At 65.5% G+C, this 24610-nt stretch carries 25 protein-coding genes; 19 read left to right on the top strand and 6 right to left on the bottom strand.

Annotated features, from left to right (window positions below):
• Positions 1-166 precede the first annotated feature (166 nt).
• The gene (locus I6F36_RS22685) at positions 167-1249 is read right to left on the bottom strand and encodes a branched-chain amino acid aminotransferase (protein ID WP_057027674.1); all 1083 of its coding nucleotides are present in this window, start codon (positions 1247-1249) and stop codon (positions 167-169) included.
• 337 nt (positions 1250-1586) lie between these two features.
• Here I6F36_RS22685 and I6F36_RS22680 point away from each other — a divergent pair, with 337 nt between their 5' ends.
• The 3 genes from I6F36_RS22680 to I6F36_RS22670 are packed head-to-tail and all read left to right on the top strand — an operon-like array spanning position 1587 to position 4266.
• Positions 1587-2129: a MarR family winged helix-turn-helix transcriptional regulator gene (locus I6F36_RS22680; RefSeq protein ID WP_057027673.1), complete on the top strand. Its 543-nt coding sequence runs from the start codon at positions 1587-1589 to the stop codon at positions 2127-2129.
• Complete coding sequence (locus I6F36_RS22675; RefSeq protein ID WP_036009315.1) at positions 2126-2857, top strand: response regulator; 732 nt, start codon at positions 2126-2128, stop codon at positions 2855-2857. Before I6F36_RS22680 ends, I6F36_RS22675 begins: the two co-directional genes overlap by 4 nt.
• Positions 2858-2877: 20 nt before the next feature.
• Positions 2878-4266, top strand: a complete 1389-nt coding sequence (locus tag I6F36_RS22670) for an ATP-binding protein (RefSeq protein ID WP_036009312.1) — start codon at positions 2878-2880, stop codon at positions 4264-4266.
• Positions 4267-4437: 171 nt separating this feature from the next.
• Here I6F36_RS22670 and I6F36_RS22665 read toward each other — a convergent pair whose 3' ends face one another.
• Both I6F36_RS22665 and I6F36_RS22660 read right to left on the bottom strand, forming a co-directional pair.
• On the bottom strand, positions 4438-4968 hold the full coding sequence (locus tag I6F36_RS22665) for a DUF3617 family protein (protein ID WP_109145319.1): 531 nt from the start codon (positions 4966-4968) through the stop codon (positions 4438-4440).
• Between the two features lie 44 nt (positions 4969-5012).
• A complete protein-coding gene (locus I6F36_RS22660; protein WP_036009301.1) occupies positions 5013-5318 on the bottom strand; it encodes a hypothetical protein in 306 nt (101 codons plus the stop codon).
• Positions 5319-5502: 184 nt separating this feature from the next.
• Here I6F36_RS22660 and I6F36_RS22655 point away from each other — a divergent pair, with 184 nt between their 5' ends.
• The 4 genes from I6F36_RS22655 to I6F36_RS22640 all read left to right on the top strand — a co-directional run bounded on the left by I6F36_RS22655 (position 5503) and on the right by I6F36_RS22640 (position 8253).
• Positions 5503-5964 carry a hypothetical protein gene (locus tag I6F36_RS22655; RefSeq protein WP_225172189.1) on the top strand — a complete coding sequence of 154 codons (462 nt, stop codon included), beginning with the start codon at positions 5503-5505 and terminating at the stop codon, positions 5962-5964.
• Positions 5965-6082: 118 nt separating this feature from the next.
• On the top strand, positions 6083-6775 hold the full coding sequence (locus I6F36_RS22650) for a ribonuclease T2 (protein ID WP_225144312.1): 693 nt from the start codon (positions 6083-6085) through the stop codon (positions 6773-6775).
• A gap of 123 nt (positions 6776-6898) precedes the next feature.
• Entirely contained in the window at positions 6899-7759 is an 861-nt protein-coding gene (locus I6F36_RS22645) for a 23S rRNA (adenine(2030)-N(6))-methyltransferase RlmJ (RefSeq protein WP_225144327.1), read from the top strand.
• Between the two features lie 278 nt (positions 7760-8037).
• On the top strand, positions 8038-8253 hold the full coding sequence (locus tag I6F36_RS22640; protein ID WP_008544396.1) for a cold-shock protein: 216 nt from the start codon (positions 8038-8040) through the stop codon (positions 8251-8253).
• A 70-nt stretch (positions 8254-8323) separates the two neighbouring features.
• Here I6F36_RS22640 and I6F36_RS22635 read toward each other — a convergent pair whose 3' ends face one another.
• Entirely contained in the window at positions 8324-8947 is a 624-nt protein-coding gene (locus tag I6F36_RS22635) for an outer membrane protein (protein WP_225114833.1), read from the bottom strand.
• A 250-nt stretch (positions 8948-9197) separates the two neighbouring features.
• On the opposite strand from I6F36_RS22635, the gene uvrC reads away from it, so the two are divergent.
• The 7 genes from uvrC to I6F36_RS22600 all read left to right on the top strand — a co-directional run bounded on the left by uvrC (position 9198) and on the right by I6F36_RS22600 (position 15467).
• Positions 9198-11267, top strand: a complete 2070-nt coding sequence (gene uvrC / locus I6F36_RS22630; RefSeq protein ID WP_225172188.1) for an excinuclease ABC subunit UvrC — start codon at positions 9198-9200, stop codon at positions 11265-11267.
• A gap of 97 nt (positions 11268-11364) precedes the next feature.
• On the top strand, positions 11365-11982 hold the full coding sequence (gene pgsA / locus I6F36_RS22625) for a CDP-diacylglycerol--glycerol-3-phosphate 3-phosphatidyltransferase (protein ID WP_036009286.1): 618 nt from the start codon (positions 11365-11367) through the stop codon (positions 11980-11982).
• Complete coding sequence (gene moaD / locus I6F36_RS22620) at positions 11979-12230, top strand: molybdopterin converting factor subunit 1 (RefSeq protein ID WP_036009285.1); 252 nt, start codon at positions 11979-11981, stop codon at positions 12228-12230. The genes pgsA and moaD overlap by 4 nt, the downstream gene beginning before the upstream one ends.
• 4 nt (positions 12231-12234) lie before the next feature.
• On the top strand, positions 12235-12702 hold the full coding sequence (locus I6F36_RS22615) for a molybdenum cofactor biosynthesis protein MoaE (protein ID WP_036027112.1): 468 nt from the start codon (positions 12235-12237) through the stop codon (positions 12700-12702).
• Positions 12702-13661: a 50S ribosomal protein L3 N(5)-glutamine methyltransferase gene (gene prmB / locus I6F36_RS22610; protein WP_225172187.1), complete on the top strand. Its 960-nt coding sequence runs from the start codon at positions 12702-12704 to the stop codon at positions 13659-13661. Before I6F36_RS22615 ends, prmB begins: the two co-directional genes overlap by 1 nt.
• 91 nt (positions 13662-13752) lie before the next feature.
• Entirely contained in the window at positions 13753-14337 is a 585-nt protein-coding gene (locus tag I6F36_RS22605) for a phage holin family protein (RefSeq protein ID WP_225172186.1), read from the top strand.
• Positions 14337-15467 (top strand): YihY/virulence factor BrkB family protein, encoded by a 1131-nt coding sequence (locus I6F36_RS22600; RefSeq protein ID WP_225144316.1) that lies wholly within the window; start codon positions 14337-14339, stop codon positions 15465-15467. The genes I6F36_RS22605 and I6F36_RS22600 overlap by 1 nt, the downstream gene beginning before the upstream one ends.
• A gap of 48 nt (positions 15468-15515) precedes the next feature.
• On the opposite strand, the gene I6F36_RS22595 is transcribed toward I6F36_RS22600, so the two are convergent.
• Positions 15516-16355 carry a class I SAM-dependent methyltransferase gene (locus tag I6F36_RS22595; protein ID WP_225172185.1) on the bottom strand — a complete coding sequence of 280 codons (840 nt, stop codon included), beginning with the start codon at positions 16353-16355 and terminating at the stop codon, positions 15516-15518.
• A gap of 295 nt (positions 16356-16650) precedes the next feature.
• Between I6F36_RS22595 and I6F36_RS22590 the strand changes: the two genes are divergently transcribed.
• Both I6F36_RS22590 and I6F36_RS22585 read left to right on the top strand, forming a co-directional pair.
• Positions 16651-18129: an EAL domain-containing protein gene (locus I6F36_RS22590; protein ID WP_225172184.1), complete on the top strand. Its 1479-nt coding sequence runs from the start codon at positions 16651-16653 to the stop codon at positions 18127-18129.
• A gap of 15 nt (positions 18130-18144) precedes the next feature.
• Complete coding sequence (locus I6F36_RS22585; RefSeq protein ID WP_057027662.1) at positions 18145-18999, top strand: TIGR01459 family HAD-type hydrolase; 855 nt, start codon at positions 18145-18147, stop codon at positions 18997-18999.
• Between the two features lie 217 nt (positions 19000-19216).
• Here the strand turns inward: I6F36_RS22585 and I6F36_RS22580 are convergent, their stop codons facing one another.
• Positions 19217-19612 (bottom strand): response regulator, encoded by a 396-nt coding sequence (locus I6F36_RS22580; protein WP_008567674.1) that lies wholly within the window; start codon positions 19610-19612, stop codon positions 19217-19219.
• Positions 19613-19841: 229 nt separating this feature from the next.
• Here I6F36_RS22580 and I6F36_RS22575 point away from each other — a divergent pair, with 229 nt between their 5' ends.
• The 3 genes from I6F36_RS22575 (at position 19842) to lspA (ending at position 24529) form a co-directional block, all read left to right on the top strand.
• Entirely contained in the window at positions 19842-20813 is a 972-nt protein-coding gene (locus I6F36_RS22575; protein WP_036027101.1) for a bifunctional riboflavin kinase/FAD synthetase, read from the top strand.
• 202 nt (positions 20814-21015) lie between these two features.
• Positions 21016-24024 carry an isoleucine--tRNA ligase gene (gene ileS / locus I6F36_RS22570; protein ID WP_225172183.1) on the top strand — a complete coding sequence of 1003 codons (3009 nt, stop codon included), beginning with the start codon at positions 21016-21018 and terminating at the stop codon, positions 24022-24024.
• Between the two features lie 10 nt (positions 24025-24034).
• Positions 24035-24529 (top strand): signal peptidase II, encoded by a 495-nt coding sequence (lspA, locus tag I6F36_RS22565; RefSeq protein ID WP_036027098.1) that lies wholly within the window; start codon positions 24035-24037, stop codon positions 24527-24529.
• Positions 24530-24610: the final 81 nt, after the last annotated feature.

The raw sequence follows: 24610 nt of genomic DNA, 5'->3' as shown, positions 1-24610 counted from the left end.
TGGTCGGCTCGCATCTGAGCGTAGCGAAGATGAGAGACGGGGTGGGGTGAGGGTCTCTCCACATCGAACACTGCCCGTGTTGAGAGATCACCCCACCCCGCTCGCGCTGCGCGCGATCGACCCACGGCGAGCTACGCTCGTCCCGGACCCCTCCAGGGGAGGGTGATCAAAACACCTTGCGGATCCAGTTGTGGGGATCGTTGGTGCGGCCGTACTGGATGTCGACGAGCTGCTTGCGCAGGCCCATGGCGACGGGGCCGGCGGCGCCGCCCGAGATGTCGAAATCGCCGCTGACCGAGCGCACCTTGCCGATCGGCGAGATCACCGCGGCGGTGCCGCAGGCGAAGGCTTCCTTCAGCCTGCCTGAGGCCGCGTCCTTGCGCCACTGCTCGAGCGTATAGGGTTCTTCGCGCACCGTCTTGCCGGCGTCGCGGGCGAGCGTGATGATGGAGTCGCGGGTGATGCCGGGCAGGATGGTGCCGAGCGGCGGCGTCGACAGCGAGCCGTCGTCGAACACGAAGAACACGTTCATGCCGCCGAGTTCCTCGATGTAGCGGCGCTCGACCGCGTCAAGGAAGACGACCTGGTCGCAGCCGTGCTGGATCGCTTCGGCCTGGGCGCGCAGGCTCGCGGCGTAATTGCCGCCGCATTTGACCGCGCCGGTGCCGCCGATCGCGGCGCGCGTGTAGTTCTCCGACACCCAGATCGAGACCGGCGCGGGCCCGCCCTTGAAGTAGGAGCCGACCGGCGAGGCGATCACCGCAAAGATGTATTCGGACGACGGCTTGACGCCGAGGAAGGTCTCGCTCGCGATCATGAACGGACGCAGGTAAAGGCTGCCCTCGCCGCCCGGCATCCAGGCGCGGTCGATGCGCACGACCTGCTCGACCGCCTCGATGAAGACGTCTTCGGGCAGCTGCGCCATCGCCATGCGATCGGCCGAGTCCTTGAAGCGGCGCGCATTGGCGTCGGGACGGAACAGGTTCACCCCGCCGTCGTCGCGCTTGTAGGCCTTCAGGCCTTCGAAGATCTCCTGGGCGTAGTGCAGGACCGCGCCGGCGGGATCGAGCTGGAAGTTGGCGCGCGCCTCGATTTTCGCCTCGTACCAGCCGCCCTTGGCCTGGTTGTAGCGGACGATTGCCATGTGATCGGTGAAGACCCGCCCGAAGCCGGGATCCACCAGCTTGGCGACGCGGTCCTTCTCGGGCGTCGGATTGGATGCGGGCTGGATGTCGAATGTCATGCTCATGTCCTTGCCTCCCGCTGCCGGTGGCGGCGCTGTTTCTCGCGCCCGCCCGCCCGTTCGGGCCCGGCTGGCTTGATTGGTTTCTGGCCGGACCGCCGCCAGCCATGTTACGGCCGGTTTCCGCAGCCAGCATGTCATCGAGGACATGCTTTTGTGGAAGGCGGAAGTCCAGTATGTTTTGCCGAAATGCCGCTCGACAATCGCACGGTAGATCTGCTTCGGCCGTCGCCGCCTGTCCGGCTCTCTCCGGCCGTCCTGCTCCGATGCCACCCGGCGCGAAACGATCTAAAATTTCGTGCGGGTCGATCGTTTTGTAACATTGAACCCAAGATACGTCAATATGCCTGACATAAATTTCGCGACTCCTTCTCAAGACGCTGCCGCGCCCCGGCCGGCCGCAGGCGATGGAGGCAATTTGCGCTGGGATATCATCGAGCTGCTGTTCTTCGCCTATCGCGATTTCGTCGGCGATCCCGACCAGGAGCTGGAGGCGTTCGGCTTCGGCCGGGCCCATCACCGGGTCATGCATTTCGTCTACCGCTATCCCGGGCTCAAGGTCGCCGACCTGCTCGACGTCCTGCGCATCACCAAACAGTCGCTCGGCCGGGTGCTGAAGCAGCTCCTGGACGAGGGGTATATCGTGCAGAAGACCGGCGACAACGATCGTCGCCAGCGCCTGCTCTACGCGACGCCGAAGGGCGAGGCGCTGGTGCAGAAGCTCGCCGGGCTGCAGACCACGCGGATCACCAGGGCGCTCGCGGAGATGGGTCCGCAGGACGCCGAGACGGTCAAGCGCTTCCTGCGCGCGATGATCGACCGCGACGATCCGGACAAGGTGCTGGAGACGATCTTCGCTTCCGTCAAACAAGACGCCAAGGAGTGACCGTGCCGCTCGCAGCCACGCTCGCGCGCCCGCCCGTGCAACCGGCCGACGATGCCCCGCATCTCTTGCTGGTCGACGACGACCGCCGCATCCGCGACCTGCTCTCGCGCTTTCTTGCAAGTGAAGGCTACCGCGTCACCACCGCGGCGAGCGCCGGTGATGCGCGCTCGAAGCTGATGGGCCTGCATTTCGATCTCCTGATCCTCGACGTCATGATGCCCGGCGAGACCGGCTTCGACCTCGCCCGCTTCATCCGCACCTCGTCGTCGGTGCCGATCGTGATGCTGACGGCGCGCCACGAGGCGGAAGCCCGCATCGAGGGCCTGCAGATCGGCGCCGACGATTACGTCGCAAAACCGTTCGAACCGCGCGAGCTGGCGCTGCGCATCAACAACATCCTCAAGCGCGCCGCGCCGCCGCCGCAGGCCACGACGATCGAGAAGATCGCCTTCGGCCCCTATGTCTACCATCTCGAACGCGGCGAATTGCGCCAGGGCGAGGAGGTCATCCACCTCACCGACCGCGAGCGGGAGATGCTGCGGATTCTCGCGGAGACGCCGGGCGAGACCGTGCCGCGCAGCGCGCTGACCGGCAATGGCAGCGTCAACGAGCGCGCCGTCGACGTGCAGATCAACCGCCTCCGGCGCAAGATCGAGACCGATCCCGCCAATCCGCTGTTCCTGCAGGCGGTGCGCGGCATCGGCTACCGCCTGGTGGCCTCGCCCTGAACCGCAGTGAAGCGCGCCAGATGAGCACGATCGATACCGGCCTGACGCTTCTGAAGAGCGCCGCCGGCCGCGTCTCCGCCGCGAACGGCTGGATGGGCAACGCGTTCAAGGGCTGGATGCCGACCGGCCTCTACGCCCGCGCGCTCCTCATCATGATCGTACCGATGGTGGTGCTGCAATCGGTCGTCGCTTTCGTGTTCATGGAGCGGCACTGGAACACGGTGACGCGCCGCCTGTCGGCCGCGGTGGTGCAGGACATCGCCGCGCTGATCGACGTCTACAAGGGCTATCCGCAGGACAAGGACCGCACCGAGATCCGCCGCATCGCGCAGCAGCGACTCGGCCTCGTCGTCGATTTCCTGCCTGCCGGCGACATGCCGCCGCCGGGACCAAAACCGTTCTTCTCGCTGCTCGACCAGACGCTGTCGGTGCAGCTCGGCCGCCAGATCGGCCGCTCGTTCTGGATCGACACGGTCGGCCGCTCCAACCTGGTCGAGATCCGCATCCAGCTCGACGACGCCGTGATGCGCGTGTTCGCGCAGCGCAGCGCCGCCTATGCCTCGAACTCGGAGATCTTCCTGTTCTGGATGGTCGGCACGTCCTCGATCCTGTTGATCGTCGCGGTGCTGTTCCTGCGCAACCAGATCAAGCCGATCCTGCGCCTCGCCGATGCCGCCGAGAGTTTCGGCAAGGGCCGCGAGGCCCCGAATTTCCGGCCGCGCGGCGCGCGCGAGGTGCGCCGCGCGGCCGTCGCCTTCCTGGAGATGAAGTCGCGCATCGAGCGCACGATGGAGCAGCGCACCGCGATGCTCGCCGGCGTCAGCCACGATCTGCGCACCATCCTGACCCGCTTCAAGCTCGAGCTGGCACTGATCGGAGACAGTCCCGAGCTCGAAGGCATGCGCAAGGACGTCGACGAAATGTCGATGATGCTGGAGGATTACCTCGCGTTCGCCCGCGGCGATTCCGGCGAGCAGTCGCAGCCGACCGACATGGCGCAGGCGCTCGAGGAGCTGCGCAGCGATGCCGAGCGTCACGGCCATACCGCGACGGTCGCCTTCAACGGCCTGCCCGTGGTGACGGTGAAGCCGGCTTCGTTCAAGCGCTGCCTCGCCAACCTCGTCACCAACGCAGCGCGCTACGGCAAGAACATCGCCATCACCGGCCAACGCGATCACCGTTATTTGACCGTCACCGTCGATGACGACGGCCCGGGCATTCCCGCGCATTTGCGCGAAGAGGTGTTCAAGCCGTTCCTGCGGCTGGACAACGCCCGCAACCAGGATGAAGGCGGCACCGGCCTTGGCCTCGCGATCGCCCGCGACATCGCCCGCTCGCATGGCGGCGACATCACGCTCGGTGACAGCCCGATGGGAGGATTGAGGGCGAGCGTGCGGATACCGGTGTAGGTGCGGTCTTCCCTTCTCCCCTTGCGGGAGAAGGTGGCGCGAAGCGCCGGATGAGGGGTATCTCTCCGCGCGTCCAAGTCTCATTTGAATTCGCGGAGAGAAACCCCTCACCCGTCTCGCCGCTTTGCGGCGATCCACCCTCTCCCACAAGGGGAGAGGGAAAGAGCACACCTACTTCGGCAGCAGCGCCTTCAGCTTGTCCATGTCGCGCGTGTTCATCTTGAAGCCGCCGGGCATGACGATGTCACCGGGCTTCTGATCCGGCTTGCAGGCCCCGAGCCACTTGGCTTGCAGCGTCGTCGTGCTATCGCGCCCCGCCGCACCGGCAACGCCGCCTTTGGCGTGTGAGGTCGTCTTCACCGTGTAGGCCGAATTGAAGTCGCCGGTGATCTCGGCATGCGAGGTCGTGCTGACGCCGGCGACGCTGCACTCGGAATCGCTGACATAGCCGGTCGCGGTCTTCTTGATCTCCTGCTTGGCGCAGATCTGCTTGGCCATCGGGGAGACGTTGTTGCTCATCTCCTTGTCGACGGTCTCATCGGTGCAGTGCTGCATGGTCATCTCGGGCACGGGCGAGCCCGATGTGACCAGCTTCATCTCCCAAAGACCGGCCTTGCGCAGCGGCAGTTCGTCGGCGCCGGCGCTGCCTGCCGACAATGCGAGGCAAAGCGTCGAGCCGAGCAAAGCGAGTTTGCGCGTCATGAGGGAAGCTCCCGGCTGAGAGAAGTGCGGCTTGCGACAGCGCCTCAGTACAGCGTGCGGATCGGCCGGTCGGCGGCGCCATAGGGCACCCAGCGGCAGGAGAACGAGATGTAGCCGCCCTCATAGGCCTGCACGCCCAGGAATTTCGCGACTTTGCCGTAGCGGGCGCAGTGATCGACGGCGACCTGACGCGCATCGACCTGGGTCGCCATCGAATAGGCGATGATGCCGCCGGTGTCGTTGCCCTTGAACGGCGGCACCAGAGAAAAGATGTCGGCGCGCGCCGACTGGCTCGCCATGCCCGAGACGATCAGGCTGGCAAGAAGGCCCGCGGCCGCAATGATTCGCATTCCCGTCACTCCAATTGGCTGGCGCCAGTCTACGGTGCCGGGACGGACGTGAAAAGAACCGAACCCCTGTTGGCCGCGACATCCTGGTCAAGTCCTGGCGAAGTGTTGCCGCGCTGCACTTGACCCGCCCCAACCTTCGCGGCACCGTCCAGCCTTCGCAAGACCTTAGCTGTCCGGATTGACCATGCGCGCCCCCTCCCTGAAATCGCTCCGCTTTGCCGCCGTGCTCGGCCTCATGTTGGGAGCGCTGTCGCTCGGCGAGGCCAGGGCCGCCAATCCGCTCGAGCTGAATTTCTGGCTGAGCGGGCCGCGCTATGACGGTGCCGTCGCCCCTTGCGACTGGGCTCTGCCGAGGATCGTGCACGAATTCGCCGAAAAGGAATCCAAGTTCTGGAATTCTTCGTTGCAGATCACCGGTTTCTCCGCCGTTCGCGAGACCGCGTTCCGGCCCTGGCAGTCCGACAACATTCCGCGGCGCTATTGCACCGGCGAGGCCATGCTCAATGACGGCAAGGCGCGCAAGGTGCATTTCTCGATCATCGAGGATGGCGGCTTTGCCTCCTACGGCAACGGTGTCGAATGGTGCGTCGTCGGCGTCGACCGCAACTGGGCCTACAATCCGGCCTGCCGCGCCGCCAAGCCCTGATCAACAGCGGTTGATTCGGGCTGATCAGCCAGTCGATGGCTGCTGCCCCAATTTTGTTCTTGAAATGTTCCCATTGCCTGCTAGGCTGTATTGCACAGTCTAGTTGAGGGGCGTTGTCATGTTTCACTCCAGATTGCATTCGTTGTCCCGCCTGATGATCTCACTGACCCTCGCTGCGGGGTTGGCCACCCTCGCGGGCGGTGCGAAGGCACAGGACAAGCGGCAGAACGCCCCGGGCGAGTTCGATTTCTATGTGCTGGCGCTGTCGTGGTCGCCCTCGTTCTGCGAGGAAGCCGCCGAACGGGGCGGCCGGTCCCAGATGCAATGCGGCGGACGGCCCTACGCCTTCGTGGTGCATGGGCTGTGGCCGCAATACGAGAACGGTTTTCCGGAGTATTGCCAGCGCCCGGCGCCGCGGCTGAACCGCAACATCGTCTCCTCGATGCTCGATTTGATGCCGGCGCCGGGCCTGATCTTCAACGAATGGGACAAGCACGGCACCTGCTCCGGGCTGGAGGGCCGCGGCTATTTCGAGATGATCCGCAAGGCGCGCGCTGCGATCAAGATTCCGGCCGAATATCTCGATCTGGCGCAGGCCAAGACCGTCGCGCCGGCGGAGGTCGAGGAGGCCTTCATCAAGGCCAATCCGGGTCTCAGCAATGCCGCCGTCTCGGTCACCTGCAACCGGACACGGCTGTCCGAGGTCCGCATCTGCCTCAGCAAGGACCTGCAATTTCGCGCCTGCGACGAGATCGAGCGCCGCGCCTGCCGCCGCGACCAGGTGACGATGCCGCCGATCAGGGGCGGGTAGCTCAGTCATTGCGAGCGCAGCGAAGCAATCCAGAGTGCCTCCGCGGACGCATTTCTGGATTGCTTCGCTGCGCTCGCAATGACAGGGGTTAGGATCGCGCCAGACAACGTAGTCCTCTCCGCCATGAACTACCGCCACGCCTTCCACGCCGGCAGCTTCGCCGATGTCATCAAGCACATCGTGCTGGCGCGCATCCTCACTTATCTGCAGGACAAGCCGGCAGCGTTCCGCGTCATCGACACCCATGCCGGCGCCGGCCTCTACGATCTCGACAGCGACGAGGCGCGCCGCGGCGGCGAATGGCTGACCGGCATCGCGCGGCTGCTGCAGGCGCGCCTGTCGAACGAGAGCGCAGCGCTGACGAAGCCTTATCTCGACATCGTCCGCGCCTTCAACCCAAAGGGGGAGCTCAAGGCCTATCCGGGCTCGCCGTTGATCGCGCGCGGCCTGCTCAGGCCGCAGGACCGGCTCGTCGCCTGCGAGCTCGAGCCGAAGGCCCGCAAAGCGCTGATCGATGCGCTGCGCCGCGACGAGCAGGCCCGCGTGGTCGATCTCGACGGCTGGGTGGCGCTGCCGGCCTTCGTGCCGCCGAAGGAGCGGCGTGGCCTCGTGCTGATCGATCCGCCCTTCGAGGCCAAGGACGAGTTCGAGCGGCTCGGCGAAGCCTTCTCGGCAGCGTTCGCGAAATGGCCGACCGGTATCTACGTAATCTGGTATCCCGCCAAGAACCGGCGCGCCACCGACACGCTGGCACAAGCCGTGGCGCGGCTCGCAGCTGCAGCAAAGCCGCCTGGAAAATGCCTGCGCCTCGAATTCAGCGTCGCGCCGCAAGCCGACAGCGCCGCCCTCACCTCCACCGGTCTCCTGATCGTCAACCCGCCCTACACGCTGCACGGCGAGCTCAAGACCATTCTGCCGGAGCTGGAAATACCGCTCGGCCAGGGCGGTGCTGCCAGATTCCGGCTGGAGGTGCCCAAGCCTTAGCGCCAAGCATTGACGCCAAGCCGTAACACTCCGGCATTCTTGGGAAAAATATGCAGGACCGGTAGTCAATCTGCAAAGAACCGTATTATGCTATTTCCGTGACTGGCTTTACGTTCCGCTTCCGCGAATGGTTGCGGCGGAGTGAAGGCCCTAAGAAAGATCCCGCCGGACCGATCAGGTCCGTCCAAGGATGGCCAGCTCCCGGGCTCCGTAAGGCCCGGTCATGTCGCGACGTGAGTCTGCGTCGCGACGGAGGAGCAATGAGGGGGAGTTTCCCGATGGCCATGACGGGAACGGTCAAGTTCTTCAACGGCGAGCGCGGCTACGGCTTCATCAAGCCTGACGACGGCGGTCGCGATGTCTTCGTTCACATCACTGCTGTGGAGCGGGCGGGACTGAAGGACCTTGCCGAAGGACAGCGTATTACTTTCGAAGTCGAACCGGACAAGAAGGGGAAGGGACCGAAGGCGGTCAATCTGGTGATCCTCTCCTAGCAAGCCTGGCGAAAAAAAATCCCGGCCGCGAGCGGCCGGGAGGCTGGTCCGGTATTTTCTTCTTTGAATGTCAGAAGCGATAGTTCACGCCTGCGCGGACAACGTTGGCGCTATAGCCGTTTGACACGCCCGTGATTGCGAACTGGCTGGTCGACAGATCGATGTAGAGATATTCGAGCTTGGCGCTCCAGTTCGGCGCGAGGCCGACTTCCGCACCGGCGCCGATGGTCCAGCCCGCGGTGGTGTGCGACTCCGACCAACCGAAGGTTTGCGCGCGCAGCTCGCCGAAGGCGAGACCGGCGGTGCCGTAGAACAGCACGTTGTTGAACGCATAGCCGGCGCGGCCGCGCAGGGTGCCGAACCACGGGTTGGAGAACTTCCACGGCGCAAACGTGTCGTCGGCGCCGGCGGCCTGGATGTCGCCCTCGACGCCGAACACCCACGGGCCGTTCTGGAAATTGTAGCCGGCCTGCACACCGGCGACGAAGCCGGACGGCTTGGTGGGGTTGTTGTCGACCGAGCCCCATTCATAGCCGATATTGCCGCCGAGATAGGGACCCGCCCAGCTATAGGCATTGAGCGGCTGATTGACGGTATAGGGCGCACGCTGCCCGTAACTGAGATCGGCGGCCTCTGCCGAAGCTGTCCAGCCGGCTGCAACCAACGCGGCTGCGCCCACAACGAGCCTCTTCATCACTCACTCCAACGCCACTGTCGCAACCCGAGCGATGCCCGCGCCGCCGCGCGAGCAAAATCGCATGGTTACGGAACCAAGAGCTTTTCGCGTAGGATTTATCGAGAGTTTTAAGTTAAAGGGCTGTTAAGCCGGGTTACCGCCTGCTTAACAGACTTAAGGAAGCGTTACCGGGAGCTGCCCGCCATCCTCTGTGCGTGCCGCATGGCCGGAACTTCAAATCAGTCCCCCCAGCGCCTAAATTCGTCCCATGGTTCACGATTCCCCCGACAATCCGGACGACCGCGCGCGCAAGGCGCCGCCGGCTGCTGCGAGCGACACGCCGCCCGAGCGGCTGGCCGGGCCGGACGTAGATCCCGCGGCGGCAGGGGGCGATGACGAGGACGATGCCCTGCTGCCGGACATCCTGGAAGAGAGCGGCGCCGTCGGCGAAGGCCCGCTCGCGACCGGTCACGAGGCGATCGAGCGCGCGGTCCGCCTCGCACCGACCTCGCCCGGCGTCTATCGTATGCTCAATGCGAACGCCGACGTGCTCTATGTCGGCAAGGCCAAGAACGTCAAAAAGCGCCTGTCCAGTTATGCGCGCCAGAGTGCGCCGCTGCCGGCCCGCATCCTGCGCATGATCGCGGCCACCGTCACGGTGGAGATCGTCTCGACCACGACCGAGACCGAGGCGCTGCTGCTGGAAGCCAACCTGATCAAGCAGCTGCGGCCGCGCTTCAACGTGCAGCTTCGCGACGACAAGTCGTTCCCCTACATCCTGATCACCGGCGACCATTGGGCGCCGCAGATCCTGAAACATCGCGGTGCGCAGACCCGGCCCGGGCGCTATTTCGGCCCGTTTGCCTCCGCCGGCGCGGTCAACCGCACCATCACGGCGCTGCAGCGCGCGTTCTTGATCCGCTCCTGCACTGATTCCTTCTTCGAGAGCCGCACCCGGCCCTGCCTGCTCCACCAGATCCGCCGCTGCGCCGGACCCTGCACCCGGGAGATCGATTTCGGCGGCTATTCGACGCTGGTGCGCGAGGCCAGCGACTTCCTCTCCGGCAAGAGCCATGCGGTGAAGCAGGAGCTCGCCGGCGAGATGGAGAAGGCCTCGAACGAGCTCGAATTCGAGCGCGCCGCACTGTACCGCGATCGCCTCGCCGCGCTGTCGGCGATCCAGTCGCAGCAGGGCATCAATCCGCGCACGGTGGAGGAAGCCGACGTGTTCGCCATCCACCAGGAGGGCGGCTTCTCCTGCGTCGAGGTGTTCTTCTTTCGCACCGGACAGAACTGGGGCAACCGCGCCTATTTTCCGCGCGCGGAGAAGAGCTTTACGCCCGAGGAGGTGCTGGGGTCCTTCCTGGCGCAGTTCTACGACGACAAGCCGCCGCCGAGGAACATCCTGCTCTCGCACGATATCGAGGAGAGCGAGCTGCTCGCCAACGCGCTATCGATCAAGGCTGGCCACAAGGTCGAGGTCACCGCGCCCAAGCGCGGCGAAAAGAAGGAGCTGGTCACCCACGCGCTGACCAATGCGCGCGAGGCGCTCGGCCGCAAGCTCGCGGACACCGCGACGCAAAGCCGGTTGCTCGAGGCCATGGCCGCGACGCTGAGCCTGCCGCACGTGCCCAAGCGCATCGAGGTCTACGACAACAGCCACATCCAGGGCACCAACGCGGTCGGCGCCATGATCGTCGCGGGCCCCGATGGCTTCGTGAAGAACCAGTACCGCAAGTTCAACATCAAGTCGGAAGGCATCACGCCCGGCGACGACTTCGCCATGATGCGCGAAGTGCTGGAGCGCCGCTTCAAGCGCCTGATCAATCCGCCCGAGGATGCCGCCAAGGAAGGCAACAAGGCCAAGGACGACGATTTCCCGCGATGGCCCGACCTCGTGATCATCGACGGCGGCCGCGGCCAGCTCAACGCCGTGCGCGAGATCTTCGCCAATCTCGGCCTGACCCAGGTGTCGCTGATGTCGGTCGCCAAGGGACCGGACCGGGATGCCGGCCGCGAGACCCTGTTCATGCCGGAGCGCGAGGCGATCAAGCTGGAGCCGCGCGATCCCGTGCTCTATTTCATCCAGCGGCTGCGTGACGAAGCCCACCGCTTCGTCATCGGCTCGCACCGCAAGCTGCGCAAGAAGGACATCCGCGAGGCTGGTTTGCAGGAGATTCCGGGCATCGGCCCGTCACGCAAACGTGCCTTGCTGCACCATTTCGGAACCCTGAAGGAGATCGAACGGGCCTCGATCGCCGATCTCGGCAAGGTTCCGGGGGTGAGCGCTGAGAGCGCGCGCAGGATTTTCGAATATTTCCATCCCCAACCGGGATGAACTAAAGGGGGACCGCAGTCATATGATCGTCGTGTCCGCACCTCATTTGGGGCGCGGGACGGTTGACGTTCAGGCAGCAGCGGTATTGGTAGGACGGATGAACATCGCCACCACACGAGGGACGACCAGCCGCGCGATGTCCCTCCCCAACATCCTGACCTATGGCCGGATCGCCGCGATCCCGGTCGTGGTCGGATGCATCTATGCGCAGTCGATTCTGGATCAGCCGCTCTGGCTGCGCTGGCTCGCGGTCGCCCTTTTCATCGCCGCGGGGGTGACGGATTACCTCGACGGCTACTACGCGCGGATCTGGAATCAGCAATCGGCTTTCGGCCGCATGCTCGATCCGATCGCCGACAAGCTGCTGGTCGCCTCCTGCCTGTTGATGCTGGCCGCGGACGGCATCATTCACGGCTGGTCGCTATGGGCCGCCATCGTGATCCTGTGCCGCGAGATCCTGGTCTCGGGCCTGCGCGAATATCTGGCTGCGCTCCGTGTCAGCGTGCCCGTGACCAAGCTTGCGAAGTGGAAAACCACGGTCCAGCTGGTTGCGATCGGCTTCCTGATCGCCGGCCCAGCCGGCGATCAGGTGGTGCCGGTGGTCTCGATGATTGGGCTCGCACTGCTGTGGGCTTCGGCGATCCTCACCATGTACACCGGCTACGACTATTTCCGCGCCGGCATCCATCACCTCATCAAGGAGGACGAGGGATGAAGGTGAAGTATTTCGCCTGGGTGCGCGAGCGCGTCGGCAAGGCCGAAGAGACGATCGAGCCTCCCGCGAGCGTGCGCACCGTCGAGGAGCTGATCGCCTGGCTCTCCGGCCAAAGCGAAGCCTATGCGTACGCGTTCGAGAAGCCGAAGGTGATCCGCGCCGCGATCGACCGCGCTCACGTCAAGCAGGACGCCGCCATCGCAGGCGCCCGCGAGATCGCGTTCTTCCCGCCCATGACCGGCGGCTAGCCTCATGACCTGCCCCGTCACCATCCGTATCCAGGAAGACGATTTCGACATCGCGCGCGAGATCTCGGTCCTGACGAGCAGCCGGACGGATATCGGCGCTGTGGTGACATTTTCCGGCATCTGCCGCGCCGACGAGGACAGCGCCACGGTCGCCGCGCTGACGCTCGAACATTACCCGGGCATGGCGGAGGAAGAGATCAGGCGCCACGCCGACGAGGCCGTCTCGCGCTGGCCGCTCAACGGCATCACGGTGATCCACCGCGTCGGCCGCTTGATGCCGGGCCAGAACATCGTGCTGGTGGTGACCGCCTCGCAGCACCGACAGGCGGCGTTCCAGGCCGCCGAGTTCCTGATGGACTATCTCAAGACCAGCGCGCCGTTCTGGAAGAAGGAAGAGAGCGCCACCGGCACCGGCTGGGTCGAGGCCCATGCCCGTGACGACGAAGCCGCCGCACGCTGGACCAAATCCTGATGGCCAAGCCAACGAAAAAGACCGCGCGCGGCCGCGCCGCGCCTGACCTCGCGAAGGTGGGACCCGGCGAGCTTCTCACGCTGCTCGACTTCGTCCGCTATGCGGTGAGCCGCTTCGTCGAGGCCAAGCTTTCCTTTGCTCATGGCACGACCGACCCCGTCGCGGAAGCCGCGTTCCTGGTCTGCGAGGCGCTGCATCTCAATCCCGACCAGTTCGAGATCTTCGCCAACGCGCGCGTCAGCGCCGCGGAAGGCAAGACCCTCCTTGACCTCATCCATCAGCGCGTCACCACGCGCAAACCGGCCGCCTATCTCGTCAACAAGATCTACATGCGCGGCCTGCCCTTCTATGTCGACGAGCGCGTCATCGTTCCGCGCTCCTTCATCGGCGAGCTCCTGGAGTCGCATTTCGGCGCCGACGGCGAGGCCGGATCGCTGATCGACGACCCGACGGCGGTCGAGCGCGTGCTCGATCTCTGCACGGGCTCGGGATGCCTTGCGATCCTCGCCGCGCATCATTTCCCGAACGCCACCATCGACGCCGTCGACATCTCCAAGGGCGCGCTCGAGGTCGCTGCGCGCAATGTCGGCGAATACGGGCTCGAGGACCGCATCAGCCTGTATCGCGGCGATCTGTTCGCCCCTCTCGGCGGCAATAGATACGACCTGATCATCACCAACCCGCCCTACGTCGACGCCGAGGGCATGGCGGCATTGCCGCCGGAGTGCCGGGCCGAGCCGAAGCTCGCCTTCGATGGTGGCGCCGACGGTCTCGACGTGGTGCGCCGGATCCTACGCGATGCGCCCGACCACCTGACGGCGGATGGCGGGCTGATTTGCGAGATCGGCCGCGGCCGCGAGCTGGTCGACGAGGCCTTTCCGGAACTGCCGCTGCTCTGGCTGGACACCGAAGATTCCGAGGGCGAGGTGTTCTGGATCGCGGCCGCCGATCTCGGCTGATTCATCGCGGCCGATCACGCTCCGTCGGAACAAGTCAAATATCGCCACGTTCATCCCCCGATGAATTTTCTCGTCTTGGGAGGATGTCCGCATGCTCGCGCCATCGGGCGAATTGCTGCGCGCCGGGATGGCGCTCAAGCTCAATCACGTCAAACGCGCTGCTCAATCCTATCTGCGTGACCAGACCAGCCAGGCCACAGGCAAGGTGGCATCCTACGCGGTGGCCGGCGGGCTGTTCGCGGTCGCCGGCCTGTTCGTTGTCGCGGCATTCTTCGTCGGACTGATCGCCCTGTACCGCTGGGTCGGGATCACCTACGGGCAGTTCTGGGGATTTGGCGCCGTCGCCGCAGTGCTGCTGGTGCTGGCTGCGGTCTGTGCCGGGGTGGCCATGGCCCAGATGAAACGCAAGGCCAAGCCGGTCGTGCCGCTCGCGAGCCGTCTGCGCGTGGCGGTCGCCACGCCCCGGATCCCGCGTGGAACGGTCAAGGAGGCGGTGAAGGAGGTCGCAACGACGATTCCCCTCGCGCCGCTCGCACCGGGCGAGCGCGGCGGCATCAAGACCTGGCCGGCCCGCGCCAACCGTCCCGTGCAGCTCGGCCTGATGCTCGCGGCGGTCGGCCTGGTCGGGCTGACGGCCGCCCGGCGGCGACGCAACAGGCATAGTCTGGAGGCGTGATGCTGGCGCGGCGCTCCGAGCAGATCGACTCCTGGCTGCTGGTGGCGGCGACGGCCGTGTTCGTGCTGACCGCGGAGCGCTACTTTCAGGATTCCGGCCTGGCGAGGCCCGGGCCTCCGCAACACCACCGCAAGGGCGAAGCGAATTCCCCGGAAACGCACCCGGCCGGTGCGGCGATGCAGCCGGGCCGCGGCCGCCGGGCGAAAAGCCCGTTCGAGATCCCCTGGGCTGGCTGGAAGGACATTTTCTGGCGGACCTATCAACGCATCGACGAGGATCGCCTGCTCGCGACGGCGGGCGGCGTCGTCTTCTTCGGGCTGCTCGCGCTCTTCCCCGCAGTCACCGCGCTCGTCTCCTCTTATGCCCTGTTCGCCGATCCCGCCACGATCAGCGCCAATCTGCACACGCTTGCGACCATGCTGCCGGAGGGCTCGTTCCAGATCGTCGAGGACCAGGTCGCGCGCGTGGTGTCGAACGGCAATGCGACGCTCGGCGTCACCTTCCTGGTCGGCCTGCTGCTTGCGATCTGGAGCGCCAATGCCGGCGTCAAGGCGATCTTCGACGCCCTCAACGTCGCCTATGAGGAACGCGAGAAGCGCAGCTTCATCCGGCTGAACATGGTCTCGCTGGCCTTCACCGTCGGCGGCATCGTGGCGCTGCTGTTGATGGTGGGAGCCGTCGTCGCCTTCCCGCTTGCGCTCAATCATCTCGGCATGGCGCCGGAAAGCAAGCTGATCGTGGCGCTGGCACGATGGCCGCTGCTGTTCATCATCCTGCTGGTCGCACTCGCCATCCTCTATCGCTTCGCGCCGAGCCGCGATGCGCCGCGCTGGCAATGGCTGAGCCTCGGCGCCGTGATTGCCGCGATTCTCTGGATCGCGGGCTCTGCCCTGCTGTCCTGGTATCTCTCGGAATTCGCCAATTACAACGCAACCTACGGCTCGCTGGGCGCGGCGATCGGCCTGATGACGTGGATGTGGATGTCGGCGATCGTCATCATGTTCGGCGCCGAGCTGAATTCGGAGATCGAGCGGCAGACGCTGCGCGATACCACCACCGGGCGGGCGAAGCCGCTCGGCACCCGGGACGCCGTCTCCGCCGACACCGTCGGCGCCACCGCGCCATTTTGATCGGTGGCGGTCGGGCCGAAGCTGGCCCGACCGCATGCCGGGCGCGGGTCAGCGCTTGGTGATCACGGCTTCCAGATATTCGCTGTGCACCACGATCGTGCCGTCATCGGCGTGGTTGAACTCTTCGAGCAGCGTCAGGAGATCGCGCGTCAGCGCCGCTTGGCCGCTTGCGTCGAGCGCGGCAAACGCCTTCAGCGTGGGACCGTAGTAGGTCTTGAAGATGTCGAGCCAGTGGTCCGGCGAACGATAGCGGAACACGAACATGCGCGGCTCGGCGGCGATCTCCGCGGCCACGCCGCCGAACATCTCCTCGAGCCGTGCCGGTGTGCCCCACATGGCGGGCGATTTCACCCCGGCCGGCGGCGGCAAATGCTTGCCGATGGTCTTGAACAGCTGGCCGATAAAGCCTTGCGGCGTCCAGTTGGCGAGACCGATCTTGCCGCCGGATCTGCAGACCCGCGCGAGCTCGGAGGCCGCCCTGTCCTGATCCGGCGTGAACATCACGCCGAAAGTGGAGAGCACGACGTCGAATGCGGCATCCGCAAACGGCAGCGCCTCGGCATCCGCCTCGCGGAACTCGACGGCGAGGTGTTCGGCCATAGCGCGCTCGCGCCCGCGCTTGAGCAGCGCCGGCACGTAGTCGGTGGATGTGACGTCACACCAGCGCCGCGCCGCCGCCAGCGTCGCATTGCCGTTGCCGGCTGCGACGTCCAGCACCTTGCTGCCGGCGCGCAGGTCGATGGCCTCGCAGAGCTGTTCCCCGACGATCTGCAAGGTGGTGCCGACCACGGCATAATCGCCGGACGACCAGGCGCCGTGCTGGCGCTGCTTGACGGCGGCAAGATCAGGTTGGGGGGCGCCTGGCTTGAGCGCGGCGGATGTCGACATGGCAATCTCCTGCGGTTGAAAACGCCGGGACGATAGGGCGCATGCGGCGCGCTGGCCTTGAGGGCGGCATGATTTTCCGCTGAGAGCGTCTTGATTTCCGCACCTGAGCCGGCAGACGTGTGACGAAACGCTTTGGGCGCGCGGGCCTGAATAGGCTCCGACACAGTCCTATCCCCTCGAATCAACAATGATGTTAGGCTGATCGAAGCTTGGGGGAGCATGAGGCGTGACGAGGTCGAGCGACCCGTGTTTTCCCCGGGTGAGGCAGTCAGCTCTTAAAGGCATAACGCGCGGCATGATTCGCATTTCGACGATCTTCATCGCCATCTGCATGGTCCTGGTCGCGGCCTCGCTCGGGCTCGTGCTCTATTCGGTCGCCGGCATCAGCGGAACGGAATCGGCGATCGTGGCGCTGACCGCGCTGACCTTCCTGATCCTCTACAACGCGGTGTCGATGCGGCTGCGCGACCGCAGCGACGTCGGCGGCCAGATCGCCGATCTCTCGCGCGGCACCGCCGACCTCGCCCGCCAGGTGGCCGAGTTCGGCCGCCGGCTGGCTGCGGTCGAGAGCCGCATCGCCGCGTCCAATTCGACCAATTCCGACCGCATCCAGTCGGTCATCGGCGAGATCAACGAACTTGGCGGATTGGTCAGGCAGCTCGCCACCACCGTGGCGGCCCATGAGGATCTGCTCGCCGGCCACGCGTCGGCTCCCGCACCCGCCCCGGTCTCAAGGCCCGAGCCGGAAACGCCGATCGATCTGGCTGCCCCGTTCGAGGAGAAGCCGCTCGCTCCTCCTCCGCTTCCGCAGCCCCCGCTACGGCCGGCGCCGCCGATGGTGCAGGTCCAGGCCGCCCCCCCGGTTCAGACCGCCAATGGACGCAACCAGACCCAATTGCTGGCGACGCTGCGCAATGCGGTCGACGAGAACCGCATCGATATCTTCCTGCAGCCGATGGTCACGCTGCCGCAGCGCAAGGTGCGGTTCTACGAGGCGGTGACGCGCCTGCGCGACGAGCGCGACCAGCTGATCGCCGCCGAAGAGTTCATCAGCATCGCGGAAGCCTCGGGCCTGATCGGGCGCATCGACAACATGGTGATGCTGCGATGCGTGCAGGTGCTGCGGCGCCTGATGGTGCGCAACAAGGACGTCGGCGTGTTCTGCAACGTCGCGGCGTCCACGCTGGGCAATTCCACCACCTTCGCGCAATGTCTCGATTTCCTGGAAGCCAACCGCGCGCTGGCACCCTCGCTGGTGCTGGAGTTCAAGCAGTCGACCTTCCGCAATCTCGGCCCCGCCGAGACCGAGAACCTCGCGGCGCTCGCCCAGCGCGGCTTCCGTTTCTCCATCGACCATGTCACGGATTTGCGCATCGAACCGCGCGAGCTGGCCGATCGCGGGGTTCGCTTCATCAAGGTGCCGGCCGCGCTGCTGCTCGATCCCAAGCAGGCCTCCGCCTCCGACATCCACCCTTCCGACCTCTCCGACCTGCTCGGCCGCTTCGGCATCGATCTGATCGCCGAACGGATCGAAGGCGAGCGCGCCGTGGTCGACCTGCTCGACTATGACGTACGTTTCGGCCAAGGGTTCCTGTTCGCACCGCCCCGGCCATTGCGGCCGGAGGGGGCATCTGCTACCGGCGGGGCCTCGCCGAACCAGGCGCAGGACATTCAAGGATCCAATGGCTCCGCCACACCCAACTCAGGCGCGACCTCTTCGGCGCCTCCGCCCCAACGCGTCACCGGCAACGCAGCGCTCGCGCGTCGCATCTGATCGGCCGCGCACGCCATGACCGCGCTGCATTTTGCCGAAGGCCTGCGCGAGCTCGTGGGCGGTGTGGAGGTCGTGCTCAGCGACATCTGGGGCGTGGTCCATAACGGGCTGGAATCCTTCCCCGAAGCCTGCGAGGCGCTGCACACCTATCGCAGCCGGGGCGGTACGGTAATCCTGATCACCAACGCACCGCGCCCTGCCGACTCCGTGCAGCGGCAATTGCGCAAGCTCGGCGTCCCCGATGAGACCTATGACGCGATCGTATCTTCAGGCGACCTGACCCGGCTCTACGTCGCCGAGCATCCCGGCCGCAAGATGTTCTGGCTCGGCCCCGAGCGCGACAACTCGATCTATCGCGGCCTCGATGCGGTGACCGCGCCGCTGGAGCAAGCCGATTACATCGTCTGCACCGGCCTCTACGACGACGAGACCGAGACGGCGGAAGACTATCGCGGCATGATGCTGCAGGCGCGCGAGCGCAAGCTGACGCTGGTCTGCGCCAACCCCGACATCGTGGTGGAACGCGGCGACCGGTTGATCTACTGCGCCGGCGCCATCGCCGAGCTCTACCGTGAGCTCGGCGGCGAGGTGATCTTCTACGGCAAGCCGCACCGGCCGATCTACGAGCGCGCCATGGCGCTCGCCGGCGAACGCCAAGGCTACCAGATCGACCGGAAAAAGGTGCTGGCGATCGGCGATTCCGTCCGCACCGACTTAACCGGCGCCCGCGAATTCGGCATCGACTGCCTGTTCGTCACCCGCGGCATCCATGCCGAGGAGTTCGAGGGCCTCGACCAGCTCGACCCGAATTCGGTCATAGAGCTGTTCGGCCACCCGCCGAAGGCGCTGATGCGCGAATTGAAGTGGTGACGGCGGAGCGCGCGCAGCTGCAATGGACTTAGACCAAAGGGCAAGCCTCAGACGCCGTCATGGCCGGGCATAGCCGTCCGAAGGACGGCGTCGCTTGCGCTCGCCTATGACCCGGCCATCCACGTCTTCCTTTTTTTGCATCCAAGAACGTGGATGCCCGGGACAAGCCCGGGCATGACGTTCCAAACGGAAAATTGTTGTCCGGCGAAGAGCGCCCTTACGCGCTCGCCATGTCCGGGAAGACCGCCTCGATCTTGGTCTTCAGCGTCGCCGCATTGAACGGCTTGACGATGTAGTTGTTCACGCCGGCCTTCTTGGCCGCGATCACGTTCTCGGTCTTGGATTCGGCCGTGATCATGATGAAGGGCGTGGTGGCGAGGTTCGGATCCGCGCGGACTTCGCGCAAGAGGTCGTAGCCCGTCATCGGCTCCATGTTCCAGTCGGAGATCACGAGCCCGTACTTCTTGCCGCGCATCTTGTTCAGCGCTGCCGAACCGTCGCTGGCATCATCGATATTCTCGAAGCCAAGCTGCTTCAGCAGATTCCGGATGATACGGATCATGGTGCTGTAGTCATCCACCACCAGAACCGGCATCGACAAATCAACCGCCATCTCGACTCCCCCAACGCAAACCCAGGAATATTACGATCAGACCTGCCAGGCCGGCGCCCGGCAGTTCCACGCCTCAAGGACTAGCACCAAGGCCTTAAACAGCGCGTTAACTGCGGTCAGCTCCGAAGGCTTGAAATCGTGTTCAATGTCTGCCCGCCCGCCGCTTGACTTCGCGGTGCCGGTCGCGCCACGGTCCGGGCCGGTCCTGCCTGGTTCGAGAATTCCCCTGATGGCTCCGCCTTTTACCGTCATCCGCGATACAACGCCGGATTCCGCGATTCCGAGGGGCGCCGTGGTTGCCATGGGCAATTTCGACGGCGTGCATCTCGGCCATCGCGCCGTCATCGCGGCTGCCCTGGAGATGGGCAGGGCGCATGGCCGGCCTGCGCTGGCCTTGACCTTCGAGCCGCATCCGCGACGGTTCTTCAGCCCCAACACCCCGCAATTCCGCCTGACGGACGAGCGGGCCAAGCTGCGGCTTCTGGCCGGTACCGGGCTTGCCGGCGCCGTGGTCATGACCTTCGACAAGGCTCGTGCCGGAACCAGCGCGCAAGATTTCATTCACCATGACCTGATCGGGCGGCTCGGCGTCAGCGGCATCGCGGTCGGCTACGACTTCCATTTCGGCAAGGGTCGCGTCGGCTCCCCGAGCCTCTTGGTCAACGAGGCGCCCCGGCTCGGCATCGAAGTCGACGTCCAGCCGCATGTCGATATCGACGAGCGGCCGGTCTCCTCCAGCGCGATCCGGATCGCCCTCGCCGAGGGCCAGCTCGACGAGGCCACGACCATGCTGGGCGCGCCCTGGTTCATCACCGGCGAGGTCATCCACGGCGAAAAGCGCGGCCGCGACCTCGGCTATCCCACCGCCAACATCCGCCTGGACGCCAATTGCGGCCTCAAGCACGGCATCTACGCGGTCCGGGTCGGCCGCGGCACCGAGCGGCTGGACGGGGTGGCCAGCTTCGGCCGCCGCCCGACCTTCGACAATGGCGCCCCGCTGCTCGAAATCTTCCTGTTCGACTTCAAGGGCGACCTCTACGGGCAGGCGCTCGACTGCGCCTTCATCGGCTTCATCCGCGATGAGCTGAAATTCGATGGTCTAGAGGCCCTGATTCACCAGATGGACGACGATTCCGCCCGCGCCCGCGCCATGCTCGCCGCCGCCCCGGACGCGTTTCCGCGCCTGGGCGTGATCGATTGAGAGGCGAAACCGGGCCCCCGGACCTTTGCGCTTCCTCCACCCCCCTGCTATGGAGAGCCCATGTTTGCGCGGCGCATCATAGGGATTAGCGGCCCGGCTTCCGCCTGAGCCTGAAGGCTCGGCGCAAGACCGGGATTTCGTCGTTTCACCCCCGATTCCGCATCGCCATCCGTTCCCGCGCCCTTCCGAGCCAGTCAGCCTCATGTCCGAAAAGCCGCAAAAGTCCCAAAAGTCTGAAGCCAAGGACTATTCGAAGACCCTGTTCCTGCCGCAGACCGAATTCCCGATGCGCGCCGGCCTGCCGCAGCGCGAGCCGGAGATCCTCAAGCGCTGGTACGAGATCGGCCTCTACGAGAAGCTGCGCCAGAGTGCGAAGGGCCGCGCCAAGTTCGTGTTGCATGACGGCCCGCCCTACGCCAACGGCAACATCCATATCGGCACGGCGCTGAACAAGATCCTGAAGGACCTCGTCACCAAGAGCCAGCAGATGCTCGGCTTCGATTCCAACTACGTGCCGGGCTGGGACTGCCATGGCCTGCCGATCGAGTGGAAGGTCGAGGAGGAGCATTATCGCAAGAAGGGCAAGCAGAAGCCCGACTTCCGCGACAGCGCCGCGATGATTGATTTCCGCAAGGAGTGCCGCGCCTATGCCACGCACTGGCTCGGCGTGCAGCGCGAGGAGTTCAAGCGCCTCGGCGTGATCGGCGATTGGGACCATCCCTACGCCACCATGAGCTATCCGGCCGAAGCCCAGATCGCGCGCGAGCTGATGAAGTTTGCCGCAAACGGCACGCTCTATCGCGGCTCCAAGCCGGTGATGTGGAGCGTGGTTGAGAAGACCGCGCTGGCCGAAGCCGAGGTGGAGTACGAGGACCACACGTCCGATACGGTCTGGGTGAAATTCCCGGTGACCTCGCCCGCGCACGGTGCGCTCGCCTCGGCGAGCGTCGTGATCTGGACCACCACGCCCTGGACGCTGCCGGGCAATCGCGCCATCTCGTTCTCGCCGAAGATCGCTTATGGCCTCTACAAGGTGACGGACGCCCCCGCCGACAATTGGGCCAGGAACGGCGACCTCCTCATCCTCGCCGATGCGCTCGCGCAAGACGTCTTCAAGCAGGCGCGCGTGACGGCTTATGAGAAGGTCCGCGACGTCCCCGGCGACACCATGGACGCGATCGAGTGTGCCCATCCGCTCAAGGGCGTCGGCGGTGGCTACGACTTCATCGTGCCGCTGCTGCCTGGCGACCATGTCACCGATGACACCGGCACCGGCTTCGTGCACACGGCGCCCGGCCATGGCCGCGAGGACTTCGATGTCTGGATGGCAGAGGCGCGCGATCTCGACGCGCGCGGCATCAACACCGCCATCCCCTATACCGTCGACGAGAACGGCGCCTACACCGATCATGCGCCGGGCTTTGCCGGCAAGCGCGTCATCACCGACAAGGGCGAGAAGGGCGATGCCAACGAGGCCGTGATCAAGGCGCTCGTCGAGAAAGGCATGCTGCTCGCCCGCGGCCGGCTCAAGCATCAATATCCGCACTCCTGGCGCTCGAAGAAGCCGGTGATCTTCCGCAACACGCCGCAATGGTTCATCGCGATGGACAAGGACATCGCGGTGGGCGGCAAGACGAAGAGCGGCGACACGCTGCGCGCCCGCGCGCTGCAGGCGATCTCGGTGACGCAATGGGTGCCGCCGTCCGGCGAGAACCGCATCAACGGCATGATCGAGGCACGCCCCGACTGGGTGATCTCGCGCCAGCGCGCCTGGGGGGTGCCGATCGCAGTGTTCGTGCGCGAGAAGGGCGACGGCTCCGCCGAGATCCTCCAGGACGAGGCCGTCAATGCGCGCATCGGCGACGCCTTCGAGAAGGAAGGCGCCGACGCCTGGTACGCGACGGGCGCGCGCGAGCGCTTCCTCGGCTCCCGCGCGAGCGAGGACTGGCAGAAGGTCGATGACATTCTCGACGTCTGGTTCGATTCCGGCTCGACCCACGCTTTCGTGCTCGAAGATCCCGTGCAGTTTCCCGGGCTCGCCGGCATCAAGCGCAAGGTCGACGGCGGCGCCGACACGGTGATGTACTTGGAAGGCTCGGACCAGCATCGCGGCTGGTTCCACTCCTCGCTGCTGGAAAGCTGCGGCACGCGCGGCCGCGCGCCTTACGACATCGTGCTGACCCACGGCTTCACCCAGGCCGAGGACGGCCGCAAGATGTCGAAGTCGCTCGGCAACACCATCGAGCCGCAGGCCGTCATCAAGGAATCTGGCGCCGACATCTTAAGGCTCTGGGTCGCGTCGAGCGACTATACCGACGACCAGCGCATCGGCCCCGAGATCCTGAAGAACACCGTCGAGACTTATCGCAAGCTGCGCAACACCGTGCGCTGGATGCTGGGGACGCTGCATCATTACAGGCCGGCCGATGCAATCGCGCCGGCCGAGATGCCCGAGCTCGAGCGCTTGATGCTGCACGAGCTCTCAGGTCGCGCCGCCGCGATCGGCAAGGCCTACCGGGAGTTCGACTACAAGACCGTGGTCGCGATCCTGTCGGCCTTCCTGAACAGCGAGCTCTCCGCCTTCTACTTCGACATCCGCAAGGATACGCTGTATTGCGATCCGCCCTCCTCGCTGACGCGCAAGGCGGCACTGACGACCATCGACCTGTTGTGCGCTTCGATCCTGAAATGGCTGGCCCCGATCCTCAGCTTCACTGCGGAGGAGGCGTGGCGCATGTACCGGCCCGACGCCGAACCGTCCGTGCACCTGACGCTGTTCCCGACCGATCTCGAAGCCTTGCGCGACGACAAGCTCGCCGCGAAATGGGAGACGATCCGCAACGTGCGTCGCGTCGTCACCGGCGCACTCGAGCTGGAACGCGCCGCCAAGAACATCGGCTCCTCGCTCGAGGCATCGCCGGTAATCTATGTCGTCGATCGCGCCATGCTGGCGACCTTGTTCGACATCGATCTGGCTGAAGTCTGCATCACCTCGAACTACGAGGTGCGGGAGGGCGAGGCGCCGGCCTCGGCGTTCCGCCTCGATGCCGTCCCCGGCGTCGCGGTCGTGGTGGAGAAGGCGATCGGCACCAAATGCGCCCGCTCCTGGAAGATCTCGCCGATGGTCGGCGAAGACGCCGAATACCCCGACGTCACCCCGCGCGACGCCAAGGCGCTGCGCGAATGGAAGGCGCTGGGGGTGAGCGTCTGATCGGTCGGCCATGACCCCGCTCCGCGCCGGCATCCTCGCGGCCATGGTCACGCTCGTGGCCGACCAGGCCTCGAAGCTCTGGCTGTTGAACGTGTTCGACCTCGCCCGTCGCGGCGCAGTGCGGGTGACGCCGTTCTTCGACCTGGTGCTGGCCTGGAATATCGGCATCAGCTTCGGCTGGCTCCAGAACGACAGCCAGGCCGCGCAGCTCGCGCTGATGGCCGTCAAAGTGATCGCGGTGGTTGCGCTGGCGATCTGGATGGCCCGCTCGCACACCATGCTCGCGACCGTCGCGCTCGGTCTGATCATCGGCGGCGCCATCGGCAACGGCATCGACCGCTTGGCCTATGGCGCGGTGGTGGATTTCGCCCTGTTCCACATCGAGATCGCCGGAAATACCTATAATTGGTATGTGTTTAACCTCGCGGACGTGGCCATCGTTGCTGGGGTGGCAGCGCTATTGTATGATTCCTTCTTGGGGGTACCCGCCGCAAAAGCGCCCTGATCCCGGCCGATACGGACCGGCAGCTGGAACCCGGCTTTTGCAAGGGTCAAGCCGCGTGTGGGCGGCAATCTGCTACAATAT

It is taken from the genome of Bradyrhizobium sp. BRP19 (genome assembly GCF_020194195.1).
GTDB classification, from domain to species: domain Bacteria; phylum Pseudomonadota; class Alphaproteobacteria; order Rhizobiales; family Xanthobacteraceae; genus Bradyrhizobium; species Bradyrhizobium yuanmingense.
Note: the sequence above shows the minus strand (reverse complement) of the source record. Positions and strands in the feature narration are given on the sequence as shown.